At 63.7% G+C, this 21,432-nt stretch carries 25 protein-coding genes; 1 reads left to right on the top strand and 24 read right to left on the bottom strand.

From position 1 onward, the window contains the following. Window positions 1-155: 155 nt before the first annotated feature. From cysE to fabD, 24 genes are all read right to left on the bottom strand, one after another. Window positions 156-977 carry a serine O-acetyltransferase gene (cysE, locus tag CBB63_RS12070; RefSeq protein ID WP_286699331.1) on the bottom strand — a complete coding sequence of 274 codons (822 nt, stop codon included), beginning with the start codon at window positions 975-977 and terminating at the stop codon, window positions 156-158. Between the two features lie 84 nt (window positions 978-1,061). Further along, entirely contained in the window at window positions 1,062-4,994 is a 3,933-nt protein-coding gene (locus tag CBB63_RS12065; RefSeq protein ID WP_286699330.1) for a baseplate multidomain protein megatron, read from the bottom strand. Beyond that, the gene (locus tag CBB63_RS12060; protein ID WP_286699329.1) at window positions 4,994-5,440 is read right to left on the bottom strand and encodes a C40 family peptidase; all 447 of its coding nucleotides are present in this window, start codon (window positions 5,438-5,440) and stop codon (window positions 4,994-4,996) included. The genes CBB63_RS12065 and CBB63_RS12060 overlap by 1 nt, the downstream gene beginning before the upstream one ends. Continuing rightward, window positions 5,437-6,327, bottom strand: coding sequence for a phage/gene transfer agent baseplate hub protein (locus tag CBB63_RS12055; RefSeq protein ID WP_286699328.1), 891 nt, complete (start codon window positions 6,325-6,327; stop codon window positions 5,437-5,439). The genes CBB63_RS12060 and CBB63_RS12055 overlap by 4 nt, the downstream gene beginning before the upstream one ends. Next, window positions 6,324-6,956 (bottom strand): DUF2460 domain-containing protein, encoded by a 633-nt coding sequence (locus CBB63_RS12050; RefSeq protein WP_286699327.1) that lies wholly within the window; start codon window positions 6,954-6,956, stop codon window positions 6,324-6,326. The genes CBB63_RS12055 and CBB63_RS12050 overlap by 4 nt, the downstream gene beginning before the upstream one ends. 12 nt (window positions 6,957-6,968) lie before the next feature. After that, on the bottom strand, window positions 6,969-7,628 hold the full coding sequence (locus CBB63_RS12045; RefSeq protein WP_286699326.1) for an RcGTA-type gene transfer agent tail tape measure protein: 660 nt from the start codon (window positions 7,626-7,628) through the stop codon (window positions 6,969-6,971). Further along, the gene (locus tag CBB63_RS12040; protein WP_502695914.1) at window positions 7,628-7,816 is read right to left on the bottom strand and encodes a rcc01693 family protein; all 189 of its coding nucleotides are present in this window, start codon (window positions 7,814-7,816) and stop codon (window positions 7,628-7,630) included. The genes CBB63_RS12045 and CBB63_RS12040 overlap by 1 nt, the downstream gene beginning before the upstream one ends. 41 nt (window positions 7,817-7,857) lie before the next feature. Further along, entirely contained in the window at window positions 7,858-8,172 is a 315-nt protein-coding gene (locus CBB63_RS12035; protein ID WP_286699324.1) for a gene transfer agent family protein, read from the bottom strand. A gap of 2 nt (window positions 8,173-8,174) precedes the next feature. Next, the gene (locus CBB63_RS12030; protein ID WP_286699323.1) at window positions 8,175-8,615 is read right to left on the bottom strand and encodes a phage major tail protein, TP901-1 family; all 441 of its coding nucleotides are present in this window, start codon (window positions 8,613-8,615) and stop codon (window positions 8,175-8,177) included. 34 nt (window positions 8,616-8,649) lie between these two features. Then, window positions 8,650-9,048, bottom strand: a complete 399-nt coding sequence (locus CBB63_RS12025; protein WP_502695913.1) for a DUF3168 domain-containing protein — start codon at window positions 9,046-9,048, stop codon at window positions 8,650-8,652. An 8-nt stretch (window positions 9,049-9,056) separates the two neighbouring features. Then, on the bottom strand, window positions 9,057-9,395 hold the full coding sequence (locus tag CBB63_RS12020) for a head-tail adaptor protein (protein ID WP_037944006.1): 339 nt from the start codon (window positions 9,393-9,395) through the stop codon (window positions 9,057-9,059). Continuing rightward, on the bottom strand, window positions 9,392-9,988 hold the full coding sequence (locus CBB63_RS12015) for a head-tail connector protein (protein ID WP_286699321.1): 597 nt from the start codon (window positions 9,986-9,988) through the stop codon (window positions 9,392-9,394). The genes CBB63_RS12020 and CBB63_RS12015 overlap by 4 nt, the downstream gene beginning before the upstream one ends. A 156-nt stretch (window positions 9,989-10,144) precedes the next feature. Next, window positions 10,145-11,299, bottom strand: a complete 1,155-nt coding sequence (locus CBB63_RS12010) for a phage major capsid protein (protein WP_502695912.1) — start codon at window positions 11,297-11,299, stop codon at window positions 10,145-10,147. Window positions 11,300-11,324: 25 nt separating this feature from the next. Further along, on the bottom strand, window positions 11,325-11,939 hold the full coding sequence (locus CBB63_RS12005) for an HK97 family phage prohead protease (protein WP_286699319.1): 615 nt from the start codon (window positions 11,937-11,939) through the stop codon (window positions 11,325-11,327). 25 nt (window positions 11,940-11,964) lie between these two features. Beyond that, on the bottom strand, window positions 11,965-12,189 hold the full coding sequence (locus tag CBB63_RS12000; RefSeq protein ID WP_005852894.1) for a GTA head formation protein, RCAP_rcc01685 family: 225 nt from the start codon (window positions 12,187-12,189) through the stop codon (window positions 11,965-11,967). Then, the gene (locus CBB63_RS11995; RefSeq protein ID WP_037944001.1) at window positions 12,182-13,357 is read right to left on the bottom strand and encodes a phage portal protein; all 1,176 of its coding nucleotides are present in this window, start codon (window positions 13,355-13,357) and stop codon (window positions 12,182-12,184) included. The genes CBB63_RS12000 and CBB63_RS11995 overlap by 8 nt, the downstream gene beginning before the upstream one ends. 148 nt (window positions 13,358-13,505) lie before the next feature. After that, entirely contained in the window at window positions 13,506-14,876 is a 1,371-nt protein-coding gene (locus CBB63_RS11990; protein ID WP_491382909.1) for a DNA-packaging protein, read from the bottom strand. Continuing rightward, complete coding sequence (locus tag CBB63_RS11985) at window positions 14,785-15,129, bottom strand: hypothetical protein (protein ID WP_286699318.1); 345 nt, start codon at window positions 15,127-15,129, stop codon at window positions 14,785-14,787. The genes CBB63_RS11990 and CBB63_RS11985 overlap by 92 nt, the downstream gene beginning before the upstream one ends. Window positions 15,130-15,339: 210 nt before the next feature. Beyond that, on the bottom strand, window positions 15,340-16,524 hold the full coding sequence (gene mltG, locus CBB63_RS11980; RefSeq protein ID WP_286699317.1) for an endolytic transglycosylase MltG: 1,185 nt from the start codon (window positions 16,522-16,524) through the stop codon (window positions 15,340-15,342). Continuing rightward, a complete protein-coding gene (gene fabF, locus CBB63_RS11975) occupies window positions 16,524-17,783 on the bottom strand; it encodes a beta-ketoacyl-ACP synthase II (RefSeq protein WP_286699316.1) in 1,260 nt (419 codons plus the stop codon). The genes mltG and fabF overlap by 1 nt, the downstream gene beginning before the upstream one ends. 87 nt (window positions 17,784-17,870) lie before the next feature. Then, window positions 17,871-18,404 (bottom strand): GNAT family N-acetyltransferase, encoded by a 534-nt coding sequence (locus CBB63_RS11970; protein WP_286699315.1) that lies wholly within the window; start codon window positions 18,402-18,404, stop codon window positions 17,871-17,873. A gap of 179 nt (window positions 18,405-18,583) precedes the next feature. Then, window positions 18,584-18,817 (bottom strand): acyl carrier protein, encoded by a 234-nt coding sequence (locus tag CBB63_RS11965; protein ID WP_005852881.1) that lies wholly within the window; start codon window positions 18,815-18,817, stop codon window positions 18,584-18,586. A 201-nt stretch (window positions 18,818-19,018) separates the two neighbouring features. Continuing rightward, window positions 19,019-19,756, bottom strand: a complete 738-nt coding sequence (gene fabG / locus CBB63_RS11960; RefSeq protein WP_286699314.1) for a 3-oxoacyl-[acyl-carrier-protein] reductase — start codon at window positions 19,754-19,756, stop codon at window positions 19,019-19,021. A 24-nt stretch (window positions 19,757-19,780) separates the two neighbouring features. Then, window positions 19,781-20,713 carry an ACP S-malonyltransferase gene (gene fabD / locus CBB63_RS11955; RefSeq protein ID WP_286699313.1) on the bottom strand — a complete coding sequence of 311 codons (933 nt, stop codon included), beginning with the start codon at window positions 20,711-20,713 and terminating at the stop codon, window positions 19,781-19,783. A gap of 147 nt (window positions 20,714-20,860) precedes the next feature. Between fabD and CBB63_RS11950 the strand changes: the two genes are divergently transcribed. After that, on the top strand, window positions 20,861-21,432 hold a 572-nt coding region (locus CBB63_RS11950; RefSeq protein ID WP_286699312.1), incomplete at its 3' end, for a cytochrome b.

The raw sequence follows: 21,432 nt of genomic DNA, 5'->3' as shown, positions 1-21,432 counted from the left end.
GATGATGCTGGCGTAACCCCTCTTCCAAATGGATCCAAATCCTCGGGGGTCGGGGGGCAGACAGCCCCCCGCCTATCCACAAAAAAGGCCGGACCGTTTGACGGGTCCGGCCTTTTCACATCTCGACGAAGGCGCGCGGCCTCAATCCCTTAGCATTACATGTTAATATCGCCCTGCGGCCCCAGCATGTGGTCCATCAGGACCGAAGGCTGATCGCAGCCCGCCTCCCCTACGACCCGCGCAGGGATGCCCGCAACGGTCTTGCAGGGCGGCACAGATTCTAGCACGACAGACCCCGCCGCAATGCGCGAGCAATGCCCGATAGAGATATTACCCAACACTTTCGCCCCCGCGCCGATCAGCACGCCGTTGCCAATTTTCGGGTGACGGTCCTGCTCTTCCTTGCCCGTCCCGCCCAAAGTGACCGAGTGCAGCATCGACACGTTGTCGCCCACGACCGCGGTTTCGCCAATCACGACGGAATGGGCGTGGTCGATCATGATCCCCTTGCCGATCGTCGCGGCGGGGTGGATATCGACGCCAAAAATCTCGCTCACGCGCATCTGCACGAAATAGGCCAGATCCCGTTTACCTTGTTTCCACAGATGATGACCCACACGGTAGGCCTGCACGGCCTGATAGCCTTTGAAATACAGGATCGGTTGCAACAGCCGGTGGCAAGCGGGGTCACGCTCGTAAATCGCCACCAGATCGGCACGTGCCGCCTTGATCAGGTCGGGATCACTGGCAAAGGCCTCCTCCACCATCTCATGGACCACCATCATCGACATTTCATTCGAGGCCAGCTTCGCCGCGATACGGTAGGATAGCGCTTTCTCGATGGATTTATGGTGCAGAATCGTAGCGTGGACAAAACCGCCAATCAGCGGCTCATCGCGGACAGCATTCTGTGCTTCCGTCTGGATCTGATCCCAAACCGGATCCACCGTGGCGATATTCGTGTGTGCATTTGCCATAAGACCATCCTTCTTTGTCCCCACGATATAGCAGGTTCCGCCCAAGTGCCAAACGTAAAGCCAAGGGTTTACACGCGCAGTTTATCACAAATTGATCTCGCCAAACAGCGCGGGCCCCGCCCCGTATAGCGCAGAAACCTGCGCAACACTGATCAACGCAGGCCCCGCCGCCCCGTCATCTGCGCGCATTTGGGTGGTATAGGTCCAGCTTGCGCGGTCCACGATCTCTTCGCGCAGAACAACACCGTTTTGCAGGATACGCAGTTGATATTGCTCGCTTTCTTCGGCCAGCGGCACATCGAACTCCGTCCACCCGTCGCCATTGATCCGCGTCCGGCGTATCCAGCCAAACCGCAACGCCCCCGCCTCTTTTTCTATTCGCAGGTGGCAGGGCCGATAGGGGCGCAGCCCGTTGCCGTCAAAGCTCTCGTTTTTTTGAACGTAGCTTGGGTCGTTCAGCGGACGACCCGCAGGCCCGATGCGATAGGTCTGCGCGATCCGCAACAGGTTCGGGCTGAGCTCGATCTGGCGAGGGACAGAGTTAAGCAGCACAAACTGCGATCCCGCCGGCCAGACATCCGGCATTACCCCATCCGACCCCGCTTGCCCGCGGAGCCGGTCGCGCAGAAGATAGGTTTGCGGGGCGATCAGCTCGGCCCGCGCGAACTGGAACACCTCCCACCGGTCGGCAGAGCCGTCGCCGATCGCCGCCAGATTGGCCCCGCCCAGCAGATCGGCCTCATCAACACTCTCTAACACGCCGCTGGTCAGCGTGACCTGCAGCGCCTGCCCGCGATCCACCACACCGGGGCGCGCATGGGCCATGTCGTTTTGCGTGACCCCCATTGTCGCGCGCAGGGGCATCAGGGTGTTCAACCTGAAATTCGTTTCCCCGCCAGAGGCATAGACCGCGACATTGCCCGGCCATTGCCGTGCGCTGGCCGCAATATGCGGCGCATGGGGTACCTCGTCACCGCGCAGCAGCGGCAGGTCCAGAAACAGCGCGTTCACCGGTACGGGCGCGACAAAGGGTTTCAACGCGACCAATTCGTCATCGAAGGGCGCGGGGTCATAGACTTCGGGCTCAATCCGCACGGCGTCGATCAAGGACATCTCCCCCATCTCGACCCGATCCACGCGGTACGGCGCCTCCCCCTCGCCATCGTCTGGCGGCAAGGCAATCACATCACCCGCGCCGACATCCATCATCGACGGCGGCAACGCCAGACGCACCCCTTCGCGTGCCACACGCGCCTCTGTCAGCCAGCGTTCAGCTGTCTGGTGCCCCTCCGCCCGGGTGAGCGCCATATTGAACTCTGACATCGCCACGGCATGGGTCGCGTCGTCAGGCAAGATCGCCTCTTCCGCGATCACCTCGTAATCCCCATCCGCCTGCACAAACCGCAAACGCAGACGCCCCGAAAGCTCCGCCTCTGCCTCACGGGACTGTTCAACCGGTGCCTCCAGATCACCCGAAACAGCCAACGTCTCTCTGTTCAGCGGCACGGCGTCCAATCCGTCCCGCATGATGAAACGCAACATCCCGTCGCGTTCCACCGCATCAAAGCCATAGCGCAGCATCAACGGCTGCAACGCCGCGCGCGCATCGGCCACCTCGTCCACCACATAGCCGCGGACATAGCCATACAGCCCAGAGGTATCGAAATCGTTAACGCCAGCACGACGGCAGATCGCCGCCACGAGCTCTGACAAGGGCAGCGCCGCACTGCGGCCATTCAGCCAATGCCCACGGGCGTAATTTCGACCATCGCTCCACAGCGCGCGATTATTGGGAAAGAAAGGATAGGGCCGCGTGTCCCATGCCCAAACAAAGGCGCGGGTCATATCCACCATCGGCCCGCCATAGGCCGCCGAGACCGGATTATGCGCCGGATCCCGCCAATGATCCGCCACGGCACGCAGATATTGCATTTGCATCAACTCATCCCGCGCGCCCGATGAATAGCGCGGCAAACTGCTTTCAGAGCTTTTGAGGTCAAGAAACTTGTTCGGCTGGTTGGTCCCCTTGTCCACCGCCGCGCAGCCGTATTCCGTAAACCAGATGGGCTTGGATCCGGGCTGCCAGCCCGTCGGCTCTGCTGCGCACACACCGCCGATACGATTGTGGTGCAGGTTCTCCCACCAGCCGCGCAGATCCTTGTAACGGTAAACCCAAGGTTCCCCATGGGCCCCACCAGTGATCGGCGTACGGCGTTGCGCCGCGCGCGCCTCGGGCGAATGGTAATACCAGTCAAACCCTTCGCCCCCCGCAACATTACCCGCCAGATAGTCGAGCGCATAGATGCTGTCGCTATGCTGCGCGTCCAGATGATCCGCCCCGTCGCGCCAATCGGACAGCGGCATATAATTGTCGATGCCGATGAAATCGATAGTGTCGTCGGCCCACAGCGGATCAAGGTGAAAGAACACATCACCGCTGCCATCCTGTGGGTGATAGCCGAAATATTCGGACCAATCCGCGGCATAGCTGATCTTGGTGCCCGCGCCCAAAAGCAGCCGCGCCTCTGCGGCCAGCGCGCGAAACGCCTGCACCGCGACAAAGCTGTTCCCCGCCCCGCGGATCTGCGTCAGCCCGCGCATCTCGGTGCCGATGCAAAAGGCCTCTACCCCGCCTGCGGCTTTGCACAGGGCAGCATAATGCAGGATGAACCGCGACATCGACCATTCCTGCGGTCCGGTATAAATGACCTGCCCGCCCGCAATGGTAAAATCCGCCGCCGTGACCGTGCCGAAGAACGCCGCTACCTCATTATGCGCGCTCAGCGTCCCGTCAGAGCTGCCAGCCTGACCCGGCGCTTTCGCCAGCGTGATCCGCCCCCGCCAAGGCAGCTTGGGCTGGGTGCCCGCATCGCTATAGGGATCGGGTAAGCCATTCCCTTCTAGCTGGTCCATCAGGATGAACGGGTAGAACATCACCGCCTTGCCCGCCGCCTGAATGGCATGGATCGCCTCGATCACCGCGGCATCTGCGGGGGTGCCACCATAGACCGGACGGTCGTCCTCGCGGGCGATCACCTCGGCGGTGCCGCGGGTCAGACCTGCCACCTGCCACGGCATGTTTTCGCCCTCGTCCTCGGCGCTTTCNACCTTGGGNCGCAGGCGGCATTCGCCGCACCGCAGATCATCGCCAAACCACGANACGACCAGCGACGCGGCAGCCAGCTGCGGCAGGTCCTGCGTGGCATCCTCCAGCGCGGCGGCGAAATCACTGCGCCCGTCGGGGGTAGAGACATTGGCGCTCCACCGGCCACCCTGCCCGTCGGTATAATGCACCGGAGTCGTCGCTAACGCGTATTCCCCTGTGCCGGGAATCANCGCGACACCTTNGACCCCATGGGTNACACTGATGTCGGCGGCAGGCGCATCCGGTTCCTCTGCGCGCAGCACCTCGAAGGAAAACTGCGGCACGCGGTTGCCAAAGGGCCCCAGCCCGAGGTTCTCCATCACCACATAGGCCGTGCCACGANAGGCCGGCACCGCGTCCGCCCCCTCGATCGCGGCAATCGTCGGGTCGGGCAGTTGATCGCGCGTCCCGCGATAGACCGCCATATTCAGCGCGTGGGCCGAGATTTCCTCCCCATCCGCCCAGATCCGGCCAATGCTGGTGATCTCCCCTTCGCACAGGGCGATGGCGAGGCTGACGCTATAGCTGTATTCCGTCGTCTGCGGGGTCGAGGGCGCGCCCTTGCCACCGCCGCCGCCCGTCACNGTCGTNGTCTCGGCNAAATCCGNGGCCCAGATCACCTGTCCCCCGACACGCATCCGGCCATAGACCTGCGCAATCGCCGCGCCCTCGCCCGCCTGGGTCAGACGAAAGCGATCGACCTTGCCGGTCTCGACCGCCTGCGCCCCTTGCCCCAGCAGCCGCTGGTCGATCACACGGCCAAGGGTCGCCCCCACGGCACGCCCAATGGCGACCGAAGACAANCCCGCCAATGTGCCCCCGACAGAGCCGCCAATCGCCGCACCTGCGGTTGAAAGAAGTATCGTCGCCATCAGATCGCCTCCGCCGGGAATTCAAAACGCGCCACAATGCGCCTGCGCCACGGCAGGCTCAGCGGGCTTTCCGTCACCCCATGCCCGCTGTAGCCGTGGATAAAGCTAGCCTGCGCGCCGACCTCTGCCGCCACGCCCAGATGTTTCGCCACCGNCCCGCTGCGCATNCGGAACAACAGCACGTCACCGGGGGCCTCATCGATCAGGACNTTGGGCGAGAGGTNACGCAGNGCNGCNCGCCAAAGCNGCTCGTCCCCCTGTGGTTCTGACCAGTCCATTGAATAGGAAGGGATCGNCTCGGGCTCCTCCCCCACCACCTCGCGCCAGATACCGCGCAANAGGCCAAGGCAGTCACAGCCCGCCCCCTTGCGCGCCGCCTGATGCACGTAGGGCGTACCGATCCANCCCCGCGCCGCAGCCACCACGGCGGTCCCGCGCGCGCTCATCTNANCGATCCGCCGGTATTGCTGCCCGAGGATTTCGGCACCGCCATCATCCAATCCGCGCTTGGCACATCAGGGAAGCCCTGAAAGTTCAGCAGGTTGTTGAACTTCAGCCGACAGGTGGTGTGGCGTTTGTCGCAGCCTGCCACCAGTCTCAGCNGTTGCCCGGCGGTGATTGNACCGCGGATCGGCTCCCACAGCTCGACCTCGCGCCNCCCCTCCAGCACCCGGTCGTGTTTGATCANACCCCAAAGCCCCNCCGCAGGGCCGTCCAGCACCTCAAGCCGCCCCCGCGCGAACCATGCGTCGTCAAACCCGTTGATCCCCTCCCAACGGAACACCCGCCCGTCTTCGTGCTNCTGCNCGGCGAGTGTCACGGCATAGCCCGCCGTCGCCAGATCAAACCCGCAGGCCGCATCCCCCAGCACCGCGGTGCAGGGCTTCTGAAACACCCGTCCCAAGGGCCGGTTCAACGNCTCGGTCAGCCCGCGCAGTTCTGCGCGAAAGGCACCGCCCGCGCGCTGCATCTCGCCAATCGTGCCGCGAAAGATCATGCAGCGGGCGGTCACATCGGCCCAGTTCACCCGCCAGCAGCACACCTCCGCCCCGTCAAAGCGCCCCTGCTCGATCTCNTCCTCGCGGATCGCGTCATCGCTCAGCGCGCCCAGCGCCTCTGTGTTATCCACCGACAANCCCGTGCTCTGCGCCAAGGCCCGCGCACTCAGCCCGCTATCCGCACGAAACGCCAACCCGTCGAANCCGAGCGGCTGATCATGGTCGGTAAACGCNAGCGTCACCCCGTCCCGCCGCCGGATTGCCCAGGCCGTGCACAGCGTCGTCAGCCCAGTGCGCGCATGCGCCAACNCCGCGTCCTTGCCCGCCCCGTTCATACCCGCACCTCGATCACAGGCACATCCGGCACCTGCCCCGCCTGAAANCTGGCAACNCTGACCAGAATGCGATCCGTGTCAAAGCGGACAGGCACGTCGAATTCGAANCCCGCCNACACCTGCATNTCGGGGNCCGGCGCATGGGCGAAACGGATGATGCCCGTGCTCAGATCAACCTCATANTCGCTCCCCTCTTGCAGGGCGTCCTGCTCTATCCCCACGCGCACGGTTCCGGCAACCGGCTTGGTGATCGGCCTGACGTAGCTATGNCCNCCCGAGCTATAGGTCTTGACCAGTTGATAGTCCGTCCGCACACCATCCCCGAANCCAAGGCTCTGATCCTCGAACGTGACCCCGACCGAAGAGGCNCAGGATTTGAAATCCGCCCAATCCTTCCAGCGAAACCCGTACATCTGCCCCATACGNGCCTCGAAGAACCCCGTGAGCGCTTGGACATCGTCGATAGAGCGCATCCCCAGCCCCGCATCATACACACGGCGTGAATGGGCCCAGGGGGTGTTGCGCTCCTCATACCCGTTGGCGAGCGTCACCACATCGGTACGGCGTTGCGGCCCNCCGAGGGATCCAAAGCTCAGGCTAGGTGGAAATCTGACATCGTGAAAATTCATNGGCTTGCTCCCCTAGCGGTTACGGTTGCCAGCATTCAGCGCGCGGCTCAGCTGTGCGGCGATCTGGCTTTGACTGCGTTGGAACCCCTGCACATCAGGGGTGGTGATGTTCATGACCACACTCGTCCCGCCGCCCGCGCCCCCTTTGACACCCAGCTTACCGTCCGGCCCCCGTGCCAAGGGCATGATCGCCTCCGGTCCGGCCTCGCCCATCAGCCCCATGCCCCCGCGCATGCCAAAGCCTGTGGCGGTGCTGACAATCCCCCCTTGAGCAAAAGGCATCACACGTCCCTGAGAGAACGGTGCCCCATCGGCAAAGGGGAGTATTCCCTGCACAAGTGATCCCACACCTTGACTGATCAGCCCGCCGACGTGATCGGACACCGGCTTCATCGCCGCGTTATACGTCGTGTTCACCATCGACCGCGCCACGGTGGACAGGGCATCCGACAGCTTCATCCCGTCAAACGCGACACCATCAAAGGCCCTGCGCAATCCACGGCTCAGCCCTTTCTCCAACGTCGCGACATCCTTGCCTGTCGCGGCCAATGCGCTGCGCATACGGCGCAGTTCGGCATCGAACCCGGCCACCAGCGTGGCCGTCGCGCCAAGCGTCTCATTCAGCCGCTCTGCGCCATCCTCTAGCCCCTCGAATGTATCATCCTGTGCCATCAGTCTTCCTCTCTCTGCCTATCGGGATAAGCCGCCATCAAGGCCGCCAATCCCTCCCCCAACAGCGGAGCCCGCCCCGCCTCGCTCCCCAGCATCAGTTGCAGCTCTGCCGGCGTGAGCGCCCAGAATGCGTCGGGCGTCAGCGNCAANCCCCTCAGCCCCGCCCGCAGTAGCGCGGCCCAGTCCATCCCCCGCGCGGTCTCTGTCGTGGTCTTCTTGGGTGGCACGCTCATACCGGCACGACAAAGGCACGCGCCAAAAGCTCTGCGGCGGCCTGAGANGCNGCNACCGGCCCNCCCTCGATCTCGGCNTGCGCNAGCGTCTCGGCNCTTACCTCAGTCCCCCCTGCACGCAGNCCCGCGGCCANCAGCAACANCACATCCCGACTGCTGAACCGATGNCCCTCGAACCGCTCGACCAAAGCCACCAGCGACGGCTCCTCCAGCGCGTCCTCCAGCTCGGCNAANGCCCCCAGGGTCAGCCGTGCCACGCGNCGCTGACCNTTCACCACCAGCGCCACATCCCCTCGCCACCGGTTCACCATGATCAGACCCCGTCCCCGGGTGCGTCTGTCGTATCCGCGGTAAAGCTCAGCTGCCCCGCGGATTGCAGGCTCAGCTCATAGGTCGCCTCGCCATTCAGCGACCCGCCATATTCAATGGCCGCCACCTGGAACGGCCCCTCGATAATGCCGAAGCTGGGGATCACGATCTGAAAATCCGGCGTCAGCCCGTCAAAAAACAACTGCCGTGCGCGTTCATCGGTGCCCGCATCGCGAAACACCCCCGACCCGCTGATNGCGGCAGATCGNACGCCCGCGCCCGCCAGCAGCTCCCGCCAGCCCCCCTCACTGTCAAGCGAGGTCACCTCAACCGGCTCCGCGTTAAAGCTCACCCGCGTNGCNCGCAGCCCCGCGATCGTTTCGAACTGACCATCGCTCGTCATGTCCACCTTGACCAAAAGATCTTTGCCCGCTTGAACAGCCATATCCACTCTCCTGTTAATTTCCTGAAACCTCGGCTCAGCCGTCCTGAACCCGCGCCCTGAACCGCATCTCTATCTGGCGGCGCGCATCCGCCGCGACCTGTCGTGCGACGGCCCGCTCGAACCGCAGGCTCACCAACCGCCCGCGGCTCAGGGCAAACTGCCCACCGACCANCGCATCACTCACCGCAGCGGCCACCTGTTTCGCAGGGGCGAACCCCGCATGATGCGTGACGACAAGAACCGTGAACCGATGCTCCGCCCCGCCGCCCGTCCCGTCAGAGGCATCGNGCACCGCTTCGGACCCCAACTGCACATACAGCGCTGGCACCTCCCCNGCAGGNGCCGCATCAAAAACCGCATCCCCCACCAGCGCCGTGATCTCCTGATCCGTGNTCAACACGCCAAAGACCGCCTGNTGCAGNGCANACCCCATGCCATAGCTCATACCGCCACCTCCTCATGGGTCAGGCAGGCCAGATACCGCCCCTGTGCGTCCTGCTCGGCCACCGACTGGATCTGATANACCCGTGTNCCCTCGCGAAAGCGCTGCTGCGGCAAGGGGCGCGCGGGATCGCCCACTGGCGCACCGCGTACCGTCACCACATAAACCCCGCGGCTCACCGCAATGCCGCCACGCCCCAAACGCCGGCCCCGCCGCGCCGTNACATCCGCCCAGAGATCCCCCACACGCACCCAGCTCCGGCTCTCTCCGCCCGCGCCATCAGGCTGAGGCACCTGCGCCTCCAACACCAAGCGGCGGCTCAACGACAGCCGGCTCATGCGCGTGCCCCCAAGCCGATCCGCAGCGGGCGGTAGCGCTCGATCAGGCTGCTCACCCCAAAGGGCATGCAGCCNTCCCCAAGGCGGGTCTCGTGGCGGTATTCATAGTAATGCGCNGCCAGCATCAGCACGGCCTGCTGCAAATCCGCGGGCACAGCGCCCCAGCTTTCNCCAAGCCCCGCCTCGAACACGACCTGCACGGACCCTTGCGGCGGAATGAACGGCAGCATCGCCCCNGANGGNTTCANNANCGGNGCCTGCATATCGCGNNCCAGCCAATAGCGCTGCGGCTCGATCACCGTCTCCATCGCATCCCGCGNCACCACGGTGACGCTCACGATCTGCCGGACCGGCCCCACGGGCAAAGCCTGCGCCTGCGGGTCCGCCCACTCTTGCACGGTCATGGTAAACAACCGCGAGATCAGCGCCTTACCTGTGCGCGCCTCAATCGCGGCAATGGCGGCACGCANAAANCTCGCCAAAACGGGCTCTTGTACGGTTTCGGTGCCAAAACCGCTACCCATCCGCAAATGCGCCTTGAACGGCTCCAGCGGCAGATCGGCCTCCGCCACCCCTGTCTCTTCGATCAACATCTCATCGCTCCAAATCTAGCCCGCCAAAGCCCCCCGGACGCGCACCCCGGCTGCATCGCTCGGTCGGAGGCAGCAGCTAGGCAATGCACCCGGCGCATTACGGCGCGCCCGGGGGATGGGGCCAGCCACCGCCAGCCCCCTGTTCGACCCCGCGCCTTAGGCGGTGCCGAATTTCAGCAGCTTGATCGCGGCAAAGTCGCTCACGTCGCCGCCCACCCGTTTGGTCGCATAGAACAGCACATGCGGCTTGGCGCTGAAGGGATCGCGCAGGATCCGCAGGTCGGGCCGCTCTGCTACGGTGTAACCGGCGGCAAANTCCCCNAAGGCGACCGAGAATGAATCCGCCGCCACATCGGGCATNTCCTCGGCCACCAGCACCGGATAGCCCATCAGCCGCGCGGGCTGGCCCTGCGTCATCCCGTCAGACCACAGGAACCGCCCGTCCAGATCCTTGAGCTTGCGCACAATGCCCGCGGTCTTCGAGCTCATCACAAAACTNGCCTGCGCGCGGTACTGCGCCCCAAGCGCATAGACCAGATCAACCACCGCATCCGCCGTGATCTCGCCTGCGACGCCGGTGGGCACATAGCCCAGATTNCCCCACTCCCAGATCACATTGTCGACCGTGGCATGGGCCAGAAACCCCTTGGGCTTGTCGATCCCGTCCCCGTGGATAAAGGCCGCGGCTTCGGCCCGCGAGAATTTGTCGGCGATCCGCCCCGCCAACCAGGCTTCGATGTCAAAGGCACTGTCATCCAGCAACCGCTGCGAGGCTTTGGGCAGCGCGCTCAACTCGTGCAGCGGGATGGTNATCCGGTCGATCTGCGGCGTNTCGGTCTCGGACACGGCCCCCGTTTCNGTCGCCCAACCGGCACCCACATCCGCATGATCCACCAGCACGTCGTAAGAGGTCGCCTCGACCTGCACCACCGACGCAATCGCCCGGATAGAGGCCGTGGCATTCAACACCGANTTCACCCGATCCGAGGTCTGCGGGTCCACCAGATANCCACCATCNGAATTCACCGCNGCCGACAGCGCCTTGCTCTCCAGCTCAAGCCCGCGCAACCCGTCGTCGTCGCCGTTGCGGATATAGGCATGCAGCGCCTTCTGATGCGGCGCGCCCGTCTCTACAGCCCCCGCCAATGGNGTGCGCGCCGGCAAAGTCATCTTTCGATCCAACATAGTCATTCGCTCTTCTGTTTGTTGCAACTTGGTCGTCATCTCGTCCTGAAACCCTTTGAAATCCTGCACAAATCCACCCACAGCNCGGCGCATCTCCTCGACCGCGCCTCGGGGCTCGGTGCCCATGTCATCNTCNNGTCGTTCCATCCGCTTACCCTCCGTTCCGTTTNAAATTNNGCCGCGCCTCGTCAAAGACACCGGCCATGCCGCGCAAGACGTCTCCGATGGCGATAAAATCCCCCTTGGCCGCGATCCGCGCCGTGGGGAGCATGGGAAAGGTCACCAGCGACACCTCCCACAGGTCCAGGGTCTGCAGCACCCGCTGNCCCGCGTCATTCTTGGCCGCNCGCTGCGTGCGATAGCCGATGCTAAGGCCATCAATCGCCCCGGCCTCGACCAAGGCCGCCGCCTCGCGTCCCCGCGCCACACTGTCCAGCAGCCGCCCCTTGACCCAAAGCCCCCGCGCNTCCTCGCGCAGCTCGTCCCACACGCCGATNGGCTGTGCCGGATCATGCTGCCANAGCATCTTGATCCGACGCCCNGCGGCCTNCGCCGCCGCCAGCGACGCGCCATAGGCCCCCCGTGCCACCAGATCACCGCCCTGATCGACCCGCCCGAACAGGCTCGCATAGCCGCTGATCTCGGTACCGTCCTCCACCACAAGCCCCTCGTCGAAACGCGCGAACTTATGCTCCAACCCAGCNCCCATATGGGGCAAACCTCTCCCGTTCTCCGACCCGAGGCCGAAGCGCATGCCATCTTCCATGACACCCTCCCTTGCGTTCAAATTGCTACGGCGCGACCACCAGAAACGACTGTACCGCCTGCGCCAAAATCACCGCGACCACACCATAGACNGTCAACCACAACCGCCGCTCCAGCCGCTCCATCATCTCCTCCAGCCGGTCGAGCCGCTGCAAAAGATTCTCGTGATGGATCGCGCTCACCCTCTCATGCGCCTGCAACCGCAAGCCCGGCGCACATTCAAACCGGTCATATCCCATCTCCTCAACCATCCGCCGCCACCGCTGGCAGCCCCAACAAGGACCGCTTTTCCGCCTGCGTCAGGAAATCCGCGCCCGCCACCCGCGCCCATTGCGCGTCACGCTCCTGCGCCAGGGCGGGCACCTGATCCAGATCGGGCTTCAACGTCACCGCCTCATGCGTGAACCCCGCCAGCCATGCGCCAAGCGCCGCGGCAACCCGCGTGGCCAAAGGCAGGACCGTCAGCCGGTAGAACGCCCGATGCGCCTCCTGATAATTGGCATAGGTCGCATCCCCCGCGATCCCCAGCAGCATCGGCGGCACCCCAAAAGCCAGCGCCACTTCCCGCGCCGCCGCCTCCTTGGTGCGGTGAAACTCCATGTCCGAGGGCGAAAACCCCATCGGCTTCCAATCCAACCCGCCTTCCAGCAGCATCGGCCGCCCCGCATTGCGCGCGCCTTGATGGTGGCTCTCCATCTCGCTGACCAGACGGTCATACTGATCATCGCTCAGCTTGCCCTGCCCCTCGGCCCCGCGATACACAATCGCCCCCGATGGCCGCGCCGCATTGTCCAGCAAGGCCTTGCTCCAGCGCGAAGCCGCGCCGTGCACATCCAACGCCATCGCCGCCGCCTGCAACGGGCTGAACCCATAGTGGTCATCCTGTGGGTGGAAATTCTTGATATGACAGATCGCGGCCGTATCCCCGGCCACGTCAAACCGATGCTTGCGCCCGCCGACGGCATATTCATAGGCCACCGGCCAGCCATCCGCCCCCGGCACCACCGACATGCGATCCGACCGCAAGACATGCAGCTCCACCGGCACCGGCCCCGCGCCAACCGCCTCGATATAGCCGTTGCCCGTCAACAACAGCTGCGCATAAAGCGCCTCCAGCAGCTCCGCACGCCCCTGCGCCCCATTGGGCCGTGCCACCAGATCCAGCAGCGGATGCGCCTCGAACCGTTGCGCGGCATCCTGCAACACCAGCGGCAAGGCCGCCGCGGCTTCCGCAATCAGCTTCACCGACCGAAATCCCACAGGGTTGCCGCAGAACCCGCTGCGCGTCAGGCTGACCACATCGCGCGGGCTCCAGGCCACGCGCCCGCTGGTCTGAACCGCAACGACAGGCCCTGTGGCAGAGGCTTTCTTCTCCGCAACCACCTCAACCGCCCCCCGTTTGAGAAAATCAAAAACCATGCCGCTGCTCTCCCTGCTCATTGACCGCCCCATGAAGATCTCACCAACCCCTTAACGCCGCCCGACCAGAGCGCACGCCCCGCCCGCAACAGCGGTTCATTTTGCCCGTTAAACTCTCCCCGAAGGGCCGCTCTCCTCCGCAACGCGCTCACAATCCACGCACCCCGGGCATCCGCCACTGTGCCGCAGGCTCTATCATCAACTCGTGCAGCGCCCAGACCAGCGCATCGACGCGGTCCGGCGATCCGCCGCCCTCATAGCCCCGCGCTGTCATCCGGCACATCTGGTCCTCCAGCGCGTCCAACCCCACCACATGCCCCACGCGCCCCTGCTCATAAAGTGCCGCCACAGGCTCCGCCCGCGCCACCTTGCCACGGCTGGCATGAACCGATTTGACCGGCACCAATGGGTCGACCTGACGCAAGACCTCCGCCACCATCTGCCCGCCCTGATTGACCTCGGCGACAAGGCGATCTGCGCCGTACTGCGCCATCGCGCTGATCGCCGCGCGCGCCCAGCCCGACGGGGTCGCCCCCTGCACTGTGCAATCGGCCAACACCACGGCGCGCCAATCCTGCGGCGGGCCTTGGGTCTGCGCGCCCACCACCACAATCCCACATTCATCCGACCCCGCGCCTGCGGTGGTCGCAGGGTCCAACCCCACGACGATCCGGTCCAGCAGCGGCACATCCCGCACCCGCCCGGCCTCGATCCGCTCGGATGTCCACAGGGCCCCTTCCGCATCGGCCAGCAGCACACCGTCCAGCTCCTGCCGCCCCAGCCGCGTCCCGCGATAGCGTGCGCGTACTTCTTCCAAAAATGACCCCGCCAGATTTGCGGCATTCGCCTCTGTCGGGGCATGGGTGGTCACGGTCGACGGCGACGCCAGCAGTTTTTTCAACACGCCGACATTGCGCGGAGTCGTGGTCACACAGACCCGCGGATCCTCCCCCAGCCGCAAGGCGAACTGCAACTGGTCCCACGTCTCTTCGGCCTTCTTCCACTTGGCCAGCTCGTCCACCCAGGCCGCGTCAAACTGCGGCCCGCGCAGCCCCTCTGGGTCATGCGCCGTATGCACCGTCGCCACGGCCCCATTGGGCCAGACCAACCGCTTGCGCGTCGCCTCCCAGTCCGGTCGCCGATCCGCGGGCGAGCACGCCAATATCCCGCTGTCGCCAAAGATCATCACCTCGCGCACCTGCTCGATCGTCTCTCCCACCAGCGCCACGCGGCGACAGCGCCCCGCATCCAAGGGCCGCGCCCCTTCGACCTGCGCGCGTACCCATTCCGCCCCCGCACGCGTCTTACCCGCGCCGCGCCCGCCCATGATCACCCAGGACCGCCAGTCGCCTTCGGGGGGCAGTTGATGCGGCATGGCCCAGAACTCGAACAAAAAAGGGAGAGCCAAAAGCTCTCCCTCCTCCAGATCATTCAGGAACCGGTCTTGCACCGCAACATCGGCGGAGCCGATCCAGTTTGCACCCGATGTCAGCCCGCGCCCGGTCAAGGTCGAGCGCATATCCGCCCCGAGCAATGCCCGCTTGTCTGTTTCTGCACTCATTCAAATAGGTCTCCACCTTGACGCAAGTCGCCACCATGCCACTGGCCTTACCCAATGCCTTCGACGCTGCTGTTTCGTTTACTTCCTCCCCGGATCGGGCCTGTTCGCGCAGGCTCTCTATCTCGCGGCGCAAATCGCGGATCGCGACCTGCAACGCCTGAAGCTGCTCTTCGCTGGCAGCAATTTCCTGTTCCGGGGTATTCATCGTCATCTTGCTCTTACCTCTCGTTTTGGACCTCCAACCCGAGCAGACACGAAAAAACGGCCACCGGAACTTAATCCGGGGCCGTTTGCCCATGTCTTCTAGCATGGACGTATTTCTATGTCAGAGCGGACGCAAAGTCAAGAAAAACAAGGTTACCGAAACCTTCCAAGCCCTTACGATGGTTAACAAATTCCTAACTTATACCCGCTCTGACCCTTAGTTTCCGCCCGTCGACGCATTGCCCGCCGCTTCCGCGCCACGCTCCGCCTCGATCTGGCGCCAGCGCGCGACATTGGCGTTATGCTCTTCCAATGTCTCGGCAAAAGCGTGACCGCCGGTGCCATCGGCAACAAAGAAAACATAGTCCTCGCTGGCCGGTTGTGCCGCAGCCATCAGGCTCGCACGTCCGGGGTTCGCAATCGGCGTCGGTGGCAACGCGTCGATGACGTAGGTGTTGAACGGAGTCTCCTTGCGCAGCTCGCTGCGGCGCAGACCACGCCCCAAGACGCCCTGCCCGTTGGTGATCCCGTAGATCACGGTCGGGTCCGTCTGCAGACGCATGCCCTGATTCAACCGGTTGACGAAAACGCTCGCCACCTGTTCGCGCTCTTCCGGTACGCCGGTTTCCTTCTCGACGATAGAGGCAAGGATCAACAGCTCCTCAGGCGTCTCGACGGGCAGCCCCGGATCGCGAGCCTCCCAGGCTTCGGCCAAACGCTGTTCTTGTGCCGCGGCCATACGCGTCAGGATTTCGGCACGGTCGTCCCCTTCGGACACCTCATAGCTGTCNGGGGCCAAAGATCCCTCCGCAGGNACCGCNGCGATCTCGCCNGACAGCAGGTCGATGGCTTTCAACGCCTCGGCCACCTGCCAGCTTGTCACGCCCTCTGCCATCGCGATGCGGAACCGCNTGTCGGCCTTCGCCTTGGTCTGGGTATAGACCTCTGGCACCTCATCCTCACCGGGGGTGAATTCGGCACGCTCGACGAAACGGCTTGTTNCGGGGTCCAGCTCNCGCACCTGNGTGCTGATGCGGTTCACACCGATGCGGTAGACAACTTCGGTACCGCAGGTGCTTGCCCCNCCGCGTGTCACCGTGTCCACGATCTCTTTCATCGAGGCTTCGGGCTGGATCAGAAAGCTCCCCGCCTTCAGGTCGCGGGTNTTTTCCTCATACTCCGCCCCAAGACGGAAGATCGCAGCCGAGCTTACGGCCTCTTGCGTAGCAAGATCNTCGCCCACGGCACGCATGTTCGACCCGCGCTCCACCTGCAGGCAGATCGCCTGCGACAGCGGACCGGGGGCATCATACTGCCCCCGCCCCCACAGGATAATCCCGCCTAACAAAAACAAGCCTAAAATCAGAAACGTAACAGCGTTAGACGCGATATGACGCCACATTAGGATGCTTTCCCGAAGATCACGCTCGCGTTGGTGCCACCAAAGCCGAAAGAGTTGCTCAGCGCGACATCAATCTTGCGCTCGACCTTCTTGTTCGGGGCCAGATCGATCTTGGTTTCAACCGCAGGATTGTCGAGGTTGATGGTCGGTGGGGCCACCTGATCGCGGATCGCNAGGATAGAGAAGATCGCCTCGATCGCGCCAGCAGCCCCCAACAGGTGACCGGTNGCGGATTTCGTCGACGACATGGTNACCGTCTCAACCGCGTCGCCCAGCATCCGCTCGACCGCGCCCANNTCGATCACATCAGCCATGGTCGATGTGCCATGCGCGTTGATATAGTCGATGTCTTTTGGCTCCAGCCCGGCACCACGCAGGGCGTTGCGCATGGACCGTTCGGCCCCGTCGCCATCCTCGGCAGGGGCNGTGATGTGATAGGCATCGCCNGACAGACCATANCCCAGCACCTCGGCATAGATCTTGGCCCCACGNGCNTTGGCGTGTTCGTATTCTTCCAGCACGACAATACCCGCGCCCTCGCCCATGACGAAACCGTCACGATCCGCGTCATAGGGGCGGCTTGCCTTGGTGGGGTCNTCGCCCCGNTTGGTGGACAGCGCTTTACAGGCGTTGAANCCNGCCATGCCGATCTCGCAAATCGCGGCCTCGGCCCCGCCGGCAATCATCACATCCGCGTCGCCATGCTGGATCAGNCGGCTTGCGTCACCAATCGCATGGGCACCGGTGGAACAGGCGGTCACAACCGAATGGTTCGGGCCGCGGAANCCATAGCGAATCGATACCTGACCCGAGATCAGGTTGATCAGCGCGCCGGGCACAAAGAACGGGCTCACGCGGCGCGGGCCTTTCTCGTGCATCATCACGGCNGTGTTCGCGATAGAGTTCAGCCCCCCGATGCCCGACCCGATCAAGACGCCGGTGCGTTCCAGATCTTCGCGGTCCGTGGGCATCCAGCCGGAATCCTCGACCGCTTGCTGTGCTGCGGCCATGCCGAACAGGATAAANGTATCCACTTTGCGCTGTTCTTTCGGCTCCATATACTTGTCGCCGTTAAAGGTACCATCCGTACCGTCGCCAAGCGGCACTTCGCAGGCGTATTGAGTGACCAGCTTGCTGGGATCGAAGCCCGTGATCTTGCCCGCCCCGGACTGACCATCCAAAATTCTGGACCAGCTGGCCTCCACGCCATCGGCCAACGGAGTTACCAATCCCAAACCTGTCACTACTACTCTGCGCATATCCAAGCCCCTTGGTGTTTCTTTGCGTTGACCGGCTATACCTTGCCGAGACCGTAAATTTCAAGACGCGAAGCNCCCAAGCCANGGTCAGACCGGCGGGCCTTTGCGCGTCATCAGACGTATCTTGTCGCCGTCAAGCTCTATGTCGCGCAGCGCGGTATATCCCAAGGTCTCGGCCAGACGCAGCGACGNTGCATTCGCCACGGCGATCATGCACACCGTGCGCCCCGTCACCACGCGGTCGAACCAGTCATGCGCCGCGCGCGCGGCTTCCAGCCCCAGCCCCGTGCCCTGCGCTTCGGGGGCCAGNACCCAACCGGCCTCGGGAAAGGGATCGAAATCGTCGCCAAACCCGCGGGAACCAAAGAAAAACCCGACCTGACCTTCCATCTCGCGGGTGCCGCGCGACTGGATCGCCCATTGNCCAAACCCGACAATCTGCCAATGGCCCGCATTGCGCAGAAACGCATCCCAGCTTTCGGCCTTGGGTTTGGGCTTGCCGGTAATATGGGTCACCACGGCGGGCGTGGCCCAGATGTCNGCATAACGGGGGAAGTCTTCGGCCCGCATGGCGCGCAGGGTGAGACGGGCGGTATTGATGGTCGGTACTGATCGCGACATGTGGTGAATTACCTTCACGCTTGAATTTCTGTCNCNGNCAGTGTCACGCCGNAGCCCGCGCAANACAAGTGACGNGCGGTCCCCCCAAGCAAAAACGGCGCCCTTCCGCTAGGAAGAACGCCGTTCTCTAAATCTCGTGCCGCCGCGACGCCTATNNGGCTGCGGCTGGCGAAAACGTCTTAGGACGCTTCTTTGATGAACTTGACCGCGTCGCCGAAGGTCTGGATGTTCTCGGCTGCGTCATCGGGGATCTCGATGCCGAACTCTTCTTCGAACGCCATAACCAGCTCAACAGTGTCGAGGCTGTCTGCGCCAAGATCGTCGATGAACGATGCGTTCTCAACAACTTTGTCTTCTTCAACACCCAGGTGCTCTACAACGATCTTCTTTACGCGGTCTGCGACGTCGCTCATATTCAGTCCTCATTCATTCGGGCAACCCTGCCCTCTTCTGTTTCCGTCAGAACCTTATGTGGTCCGTATGGATCGTGCCCCGAGGGGCGGCTATGGCCCTTGTTGTCACAAGGTAAGGGGGGCAATCAAGCCTCCCTATGATGGATTCTGCGCCCCATTTAGCACAAGACGCAGATTTGGCAAACGCTTTGCAGCGCAGGGTCACAACATGGCCATGCCGCCGTTCACATGCAAGGTGGTTCCGGTAACATAGGCGGCTTCCGCACTTGCCAGATAGACAACAGCCGACGCGATTTCGGATGCTTCGCCCATACGGCCCGCAGGGATTTGCCCCATGATTCCCGCCTTTTGGTCGTCGGTCAGCTTGTCCGTCATTGCCGTGGTAATGAAACCGGGGGCGACCGCGTTCACGGTGATCCCGCGGCTGGCAACCTCATAGGCAAGNGATTTGGACATGCCCACCATACCGGCCTTGGACGCGGCATANTTCGCCTGACCGGGNTTACCGGTGGCCCCGACCACGCTCGAGATATTCACGATCCGGCCCCAACGCGCCTTCATCATNCCGCGCATCACGCCTTTGCANAGCTTGAANGTCGCGGTCAGGTTGACGTTCAGGACCGAATTCCATTCATCATCCGACATGCGCATGAACAGGTTGTCGCGGGTGATGCCGGCGTTATTGACCAGAATATCAACCGATCCCATCGCTTCGGCCGCCTGTTTGGGCAGCGCGTCAACGGCGTCCATATCGCTCAGGTTACAGGGCAGCACATGGGCGCGCTCGCCCAGTTCGGCGGCCAGCGCCTCAAGAGGTTCGGTGCGGGTGCCGGACAGGCCCACGGTCGCGCCACGGGCATGCAGGCTGCGCGCGATTTCCGCGCCGATACCACCCGAAGCNCCNGTGACCAGCGCNTTTTTTCCAGTAAGATCAAACATATGTAATTCCTTTCGCAGCCTGTCTCAGGCCGTTTTCACGGCAGCGGCATCGGCAGCGGTGCCGATGTTCACGCAGGTGATTTCCTTGTTGATGCGGCGGATCATGCCGGACAGCGCCTTGCCCGCGCCGATTTCCCAGACCTCGGTCACGCCCTGCGCGCCCATCCATTCAACCGACGACATCCAGCGCACCTGACCGGTGACCTGTTCGATCAGCAGCTTGCGGATCTGTTCGGGATCGGNGACCGCCTCGGCNACCACATTCGCCACCACNGGCACGGCNGGGGCGTTCATTGTCACATCCGCCANCGCACCGGCCATCTCTTCTGCGGCGGGGGCCATCAGGGCACAGTGGAACGGNGCNGACACAGGCAAAAGCAGNGCGCGCTTGGCNCCNGCCGCTTTNGCCAGATCAATCGCGCGTTCCACGGCNGCCTTGCTGCCCGAAACGACATTCTGCGCCGGATCGTTCTGGTTGGCGACCTGACAGACCTCGCCCTGTGCGGCCTCTGCGGCGACNGCCTCGGCCTGCTCAAAGCTCAGCCCCAGAAGGGCGGCCATAGCGCCCTGCCCCACGGGCACAGCCGCCTGCATCGCGCGCCCACGGATGCGCAGCAACCGCGCCGTATCGGCAAGCGAGAATGTCCCCGCCGCGCACAGGGCCGCATATTCACCCAGCGAATGACCCGCGACATAGGCCGCCTTATCGACGGTAACGCCTTCGGCCTTCAACGCCGCCATCGCCGCCATCGAGGTCGCCATCAGCGCAGGCTGCGCGTTCTGTGTCAGCGTCAGCTCCTCCGCATCGCCTTCCCAGATCAGCGTCGACAGCTTTTCGCCCAAGGCTTCGTCCACCTCGTCAAACACGGCCTTTGCCGCCGGATAGGCGTCGGCCAGATCGCGGCCCATACCGATGGTTTGCGCGCCTTGGCCCGGATATACGAATGCAATGGTCATAAAGTCCCCCGAATTTGCGTTTCCAGCGCTTTAGCGCGTGGGTGGCGGTCAAACAAGCCTGCACGGCGACTGTGCGCTGATCCGCATTGGTCCCCAAGCCCCGTTGCAGTATGGAGAAACCACCCCATTTCGCGACGGAGCACCCAGATGGCCTTAACCAATACCTCAATCCGCTACGGCGGGGTGACCAAGTTCCTTCACTGGCTCACCGCCCTGCTGATCCTTACCCTGATCGCCCTTGGCCTTTATGCCAGCGATCTGCCCCACGATACGCAAGCGGCGCTGACCCGCAAAGCGTGGCTCTTCTCGCTGCACAAAACACTGGGCGTGACGGTCTTCTTTGTCGCCCTTGCCCGCATCGTCTGGGCCTTTACCCAACCCAAACCGGGGCTGCTGAACGCGGATCACCGTCTGGAAAGCTGGCTGGCGGAAACGGTGCATTGGGTGCTCTACGGGTCGCTGGTGATCGTGCCGCTGGCGGGCTGGATCAACCACGCCGCCGCCTCTGGCTTCGCGCCGATCTGGTGGCCGCTGGGGCAGTCGCTGCCGTTTATCCCCAAGAACACAACAGTAGAACACGCCTTTGGCGCGCTGCACGTCATTTCGGGCAAACTGCTGATCGGCGCGTTGATCCTGCATATCGCCGGCGCGGTGAAGCACCACGTTGTGGACCGCGATTCGACCCTGCGGCGGTTGTTGCCGGGCGAAGCCGTCGTCTG

The organism is Sulfitobacter sp. TMED3 (genome assembly GCF_002167505.1).
GTDB classification, from domain to species: domain Bacteria; phylum Pseudomonadota; class Alphaproteobacteria; order Rhodobacterales; family Rhodobacteraceae; genus Sulfitobacter; species Sulfitobacter pontiacus.
This window is presented reverse-complemented; position numbering and strand designations above follow the sequence as displayed.

Bases quoted from the DNA above. Each gene is read 5' to 3' on its own strand.
- cysE (WP_286699331.1), bottom strand. From the start codon at position 977: ATGGCAAATGCACACACGAATATCGCCACGGTGGATCCGGTTTGGGAT.
- CBB63_RS12045 (WP_286699326.1), bottom strand. From the start codon at position 7,628: ATGGCACAGGATGATACATTCGAGGGGCTAGAGGATGGCGCAGAGCGG.
- CBB63_RS11995 (WP_037944001.1), bottom strand. From the start codon at position 13,357: ATGGTTTTTGATTTTCTCAAACGGGGGGCGGTTGAGGTGGTTGCGGAG.
- CBB63_RS11990 (WP_491382909.1), bottom strand. From the start codon at position 14,876: ATGCGCTCGACCTTGACCGGGCGCGGGCTGACATCGGGTGCAAACTGG.
- CBB63_RS11985 (WP_286699318.1), bottom strand. From the start codon at position 15,129: ATGACGATGAATACCCCGGAACAGGAAATTGCTGCCAGCGAAGAGCAG.
- CBB63_RS11965 (WP_005852881.1), bottom strand. From the start codon at position 18,817: ATGAGCGACGTCGCAGACCGCGTAAAGAAGATCGTTGTAGAGCACCTG.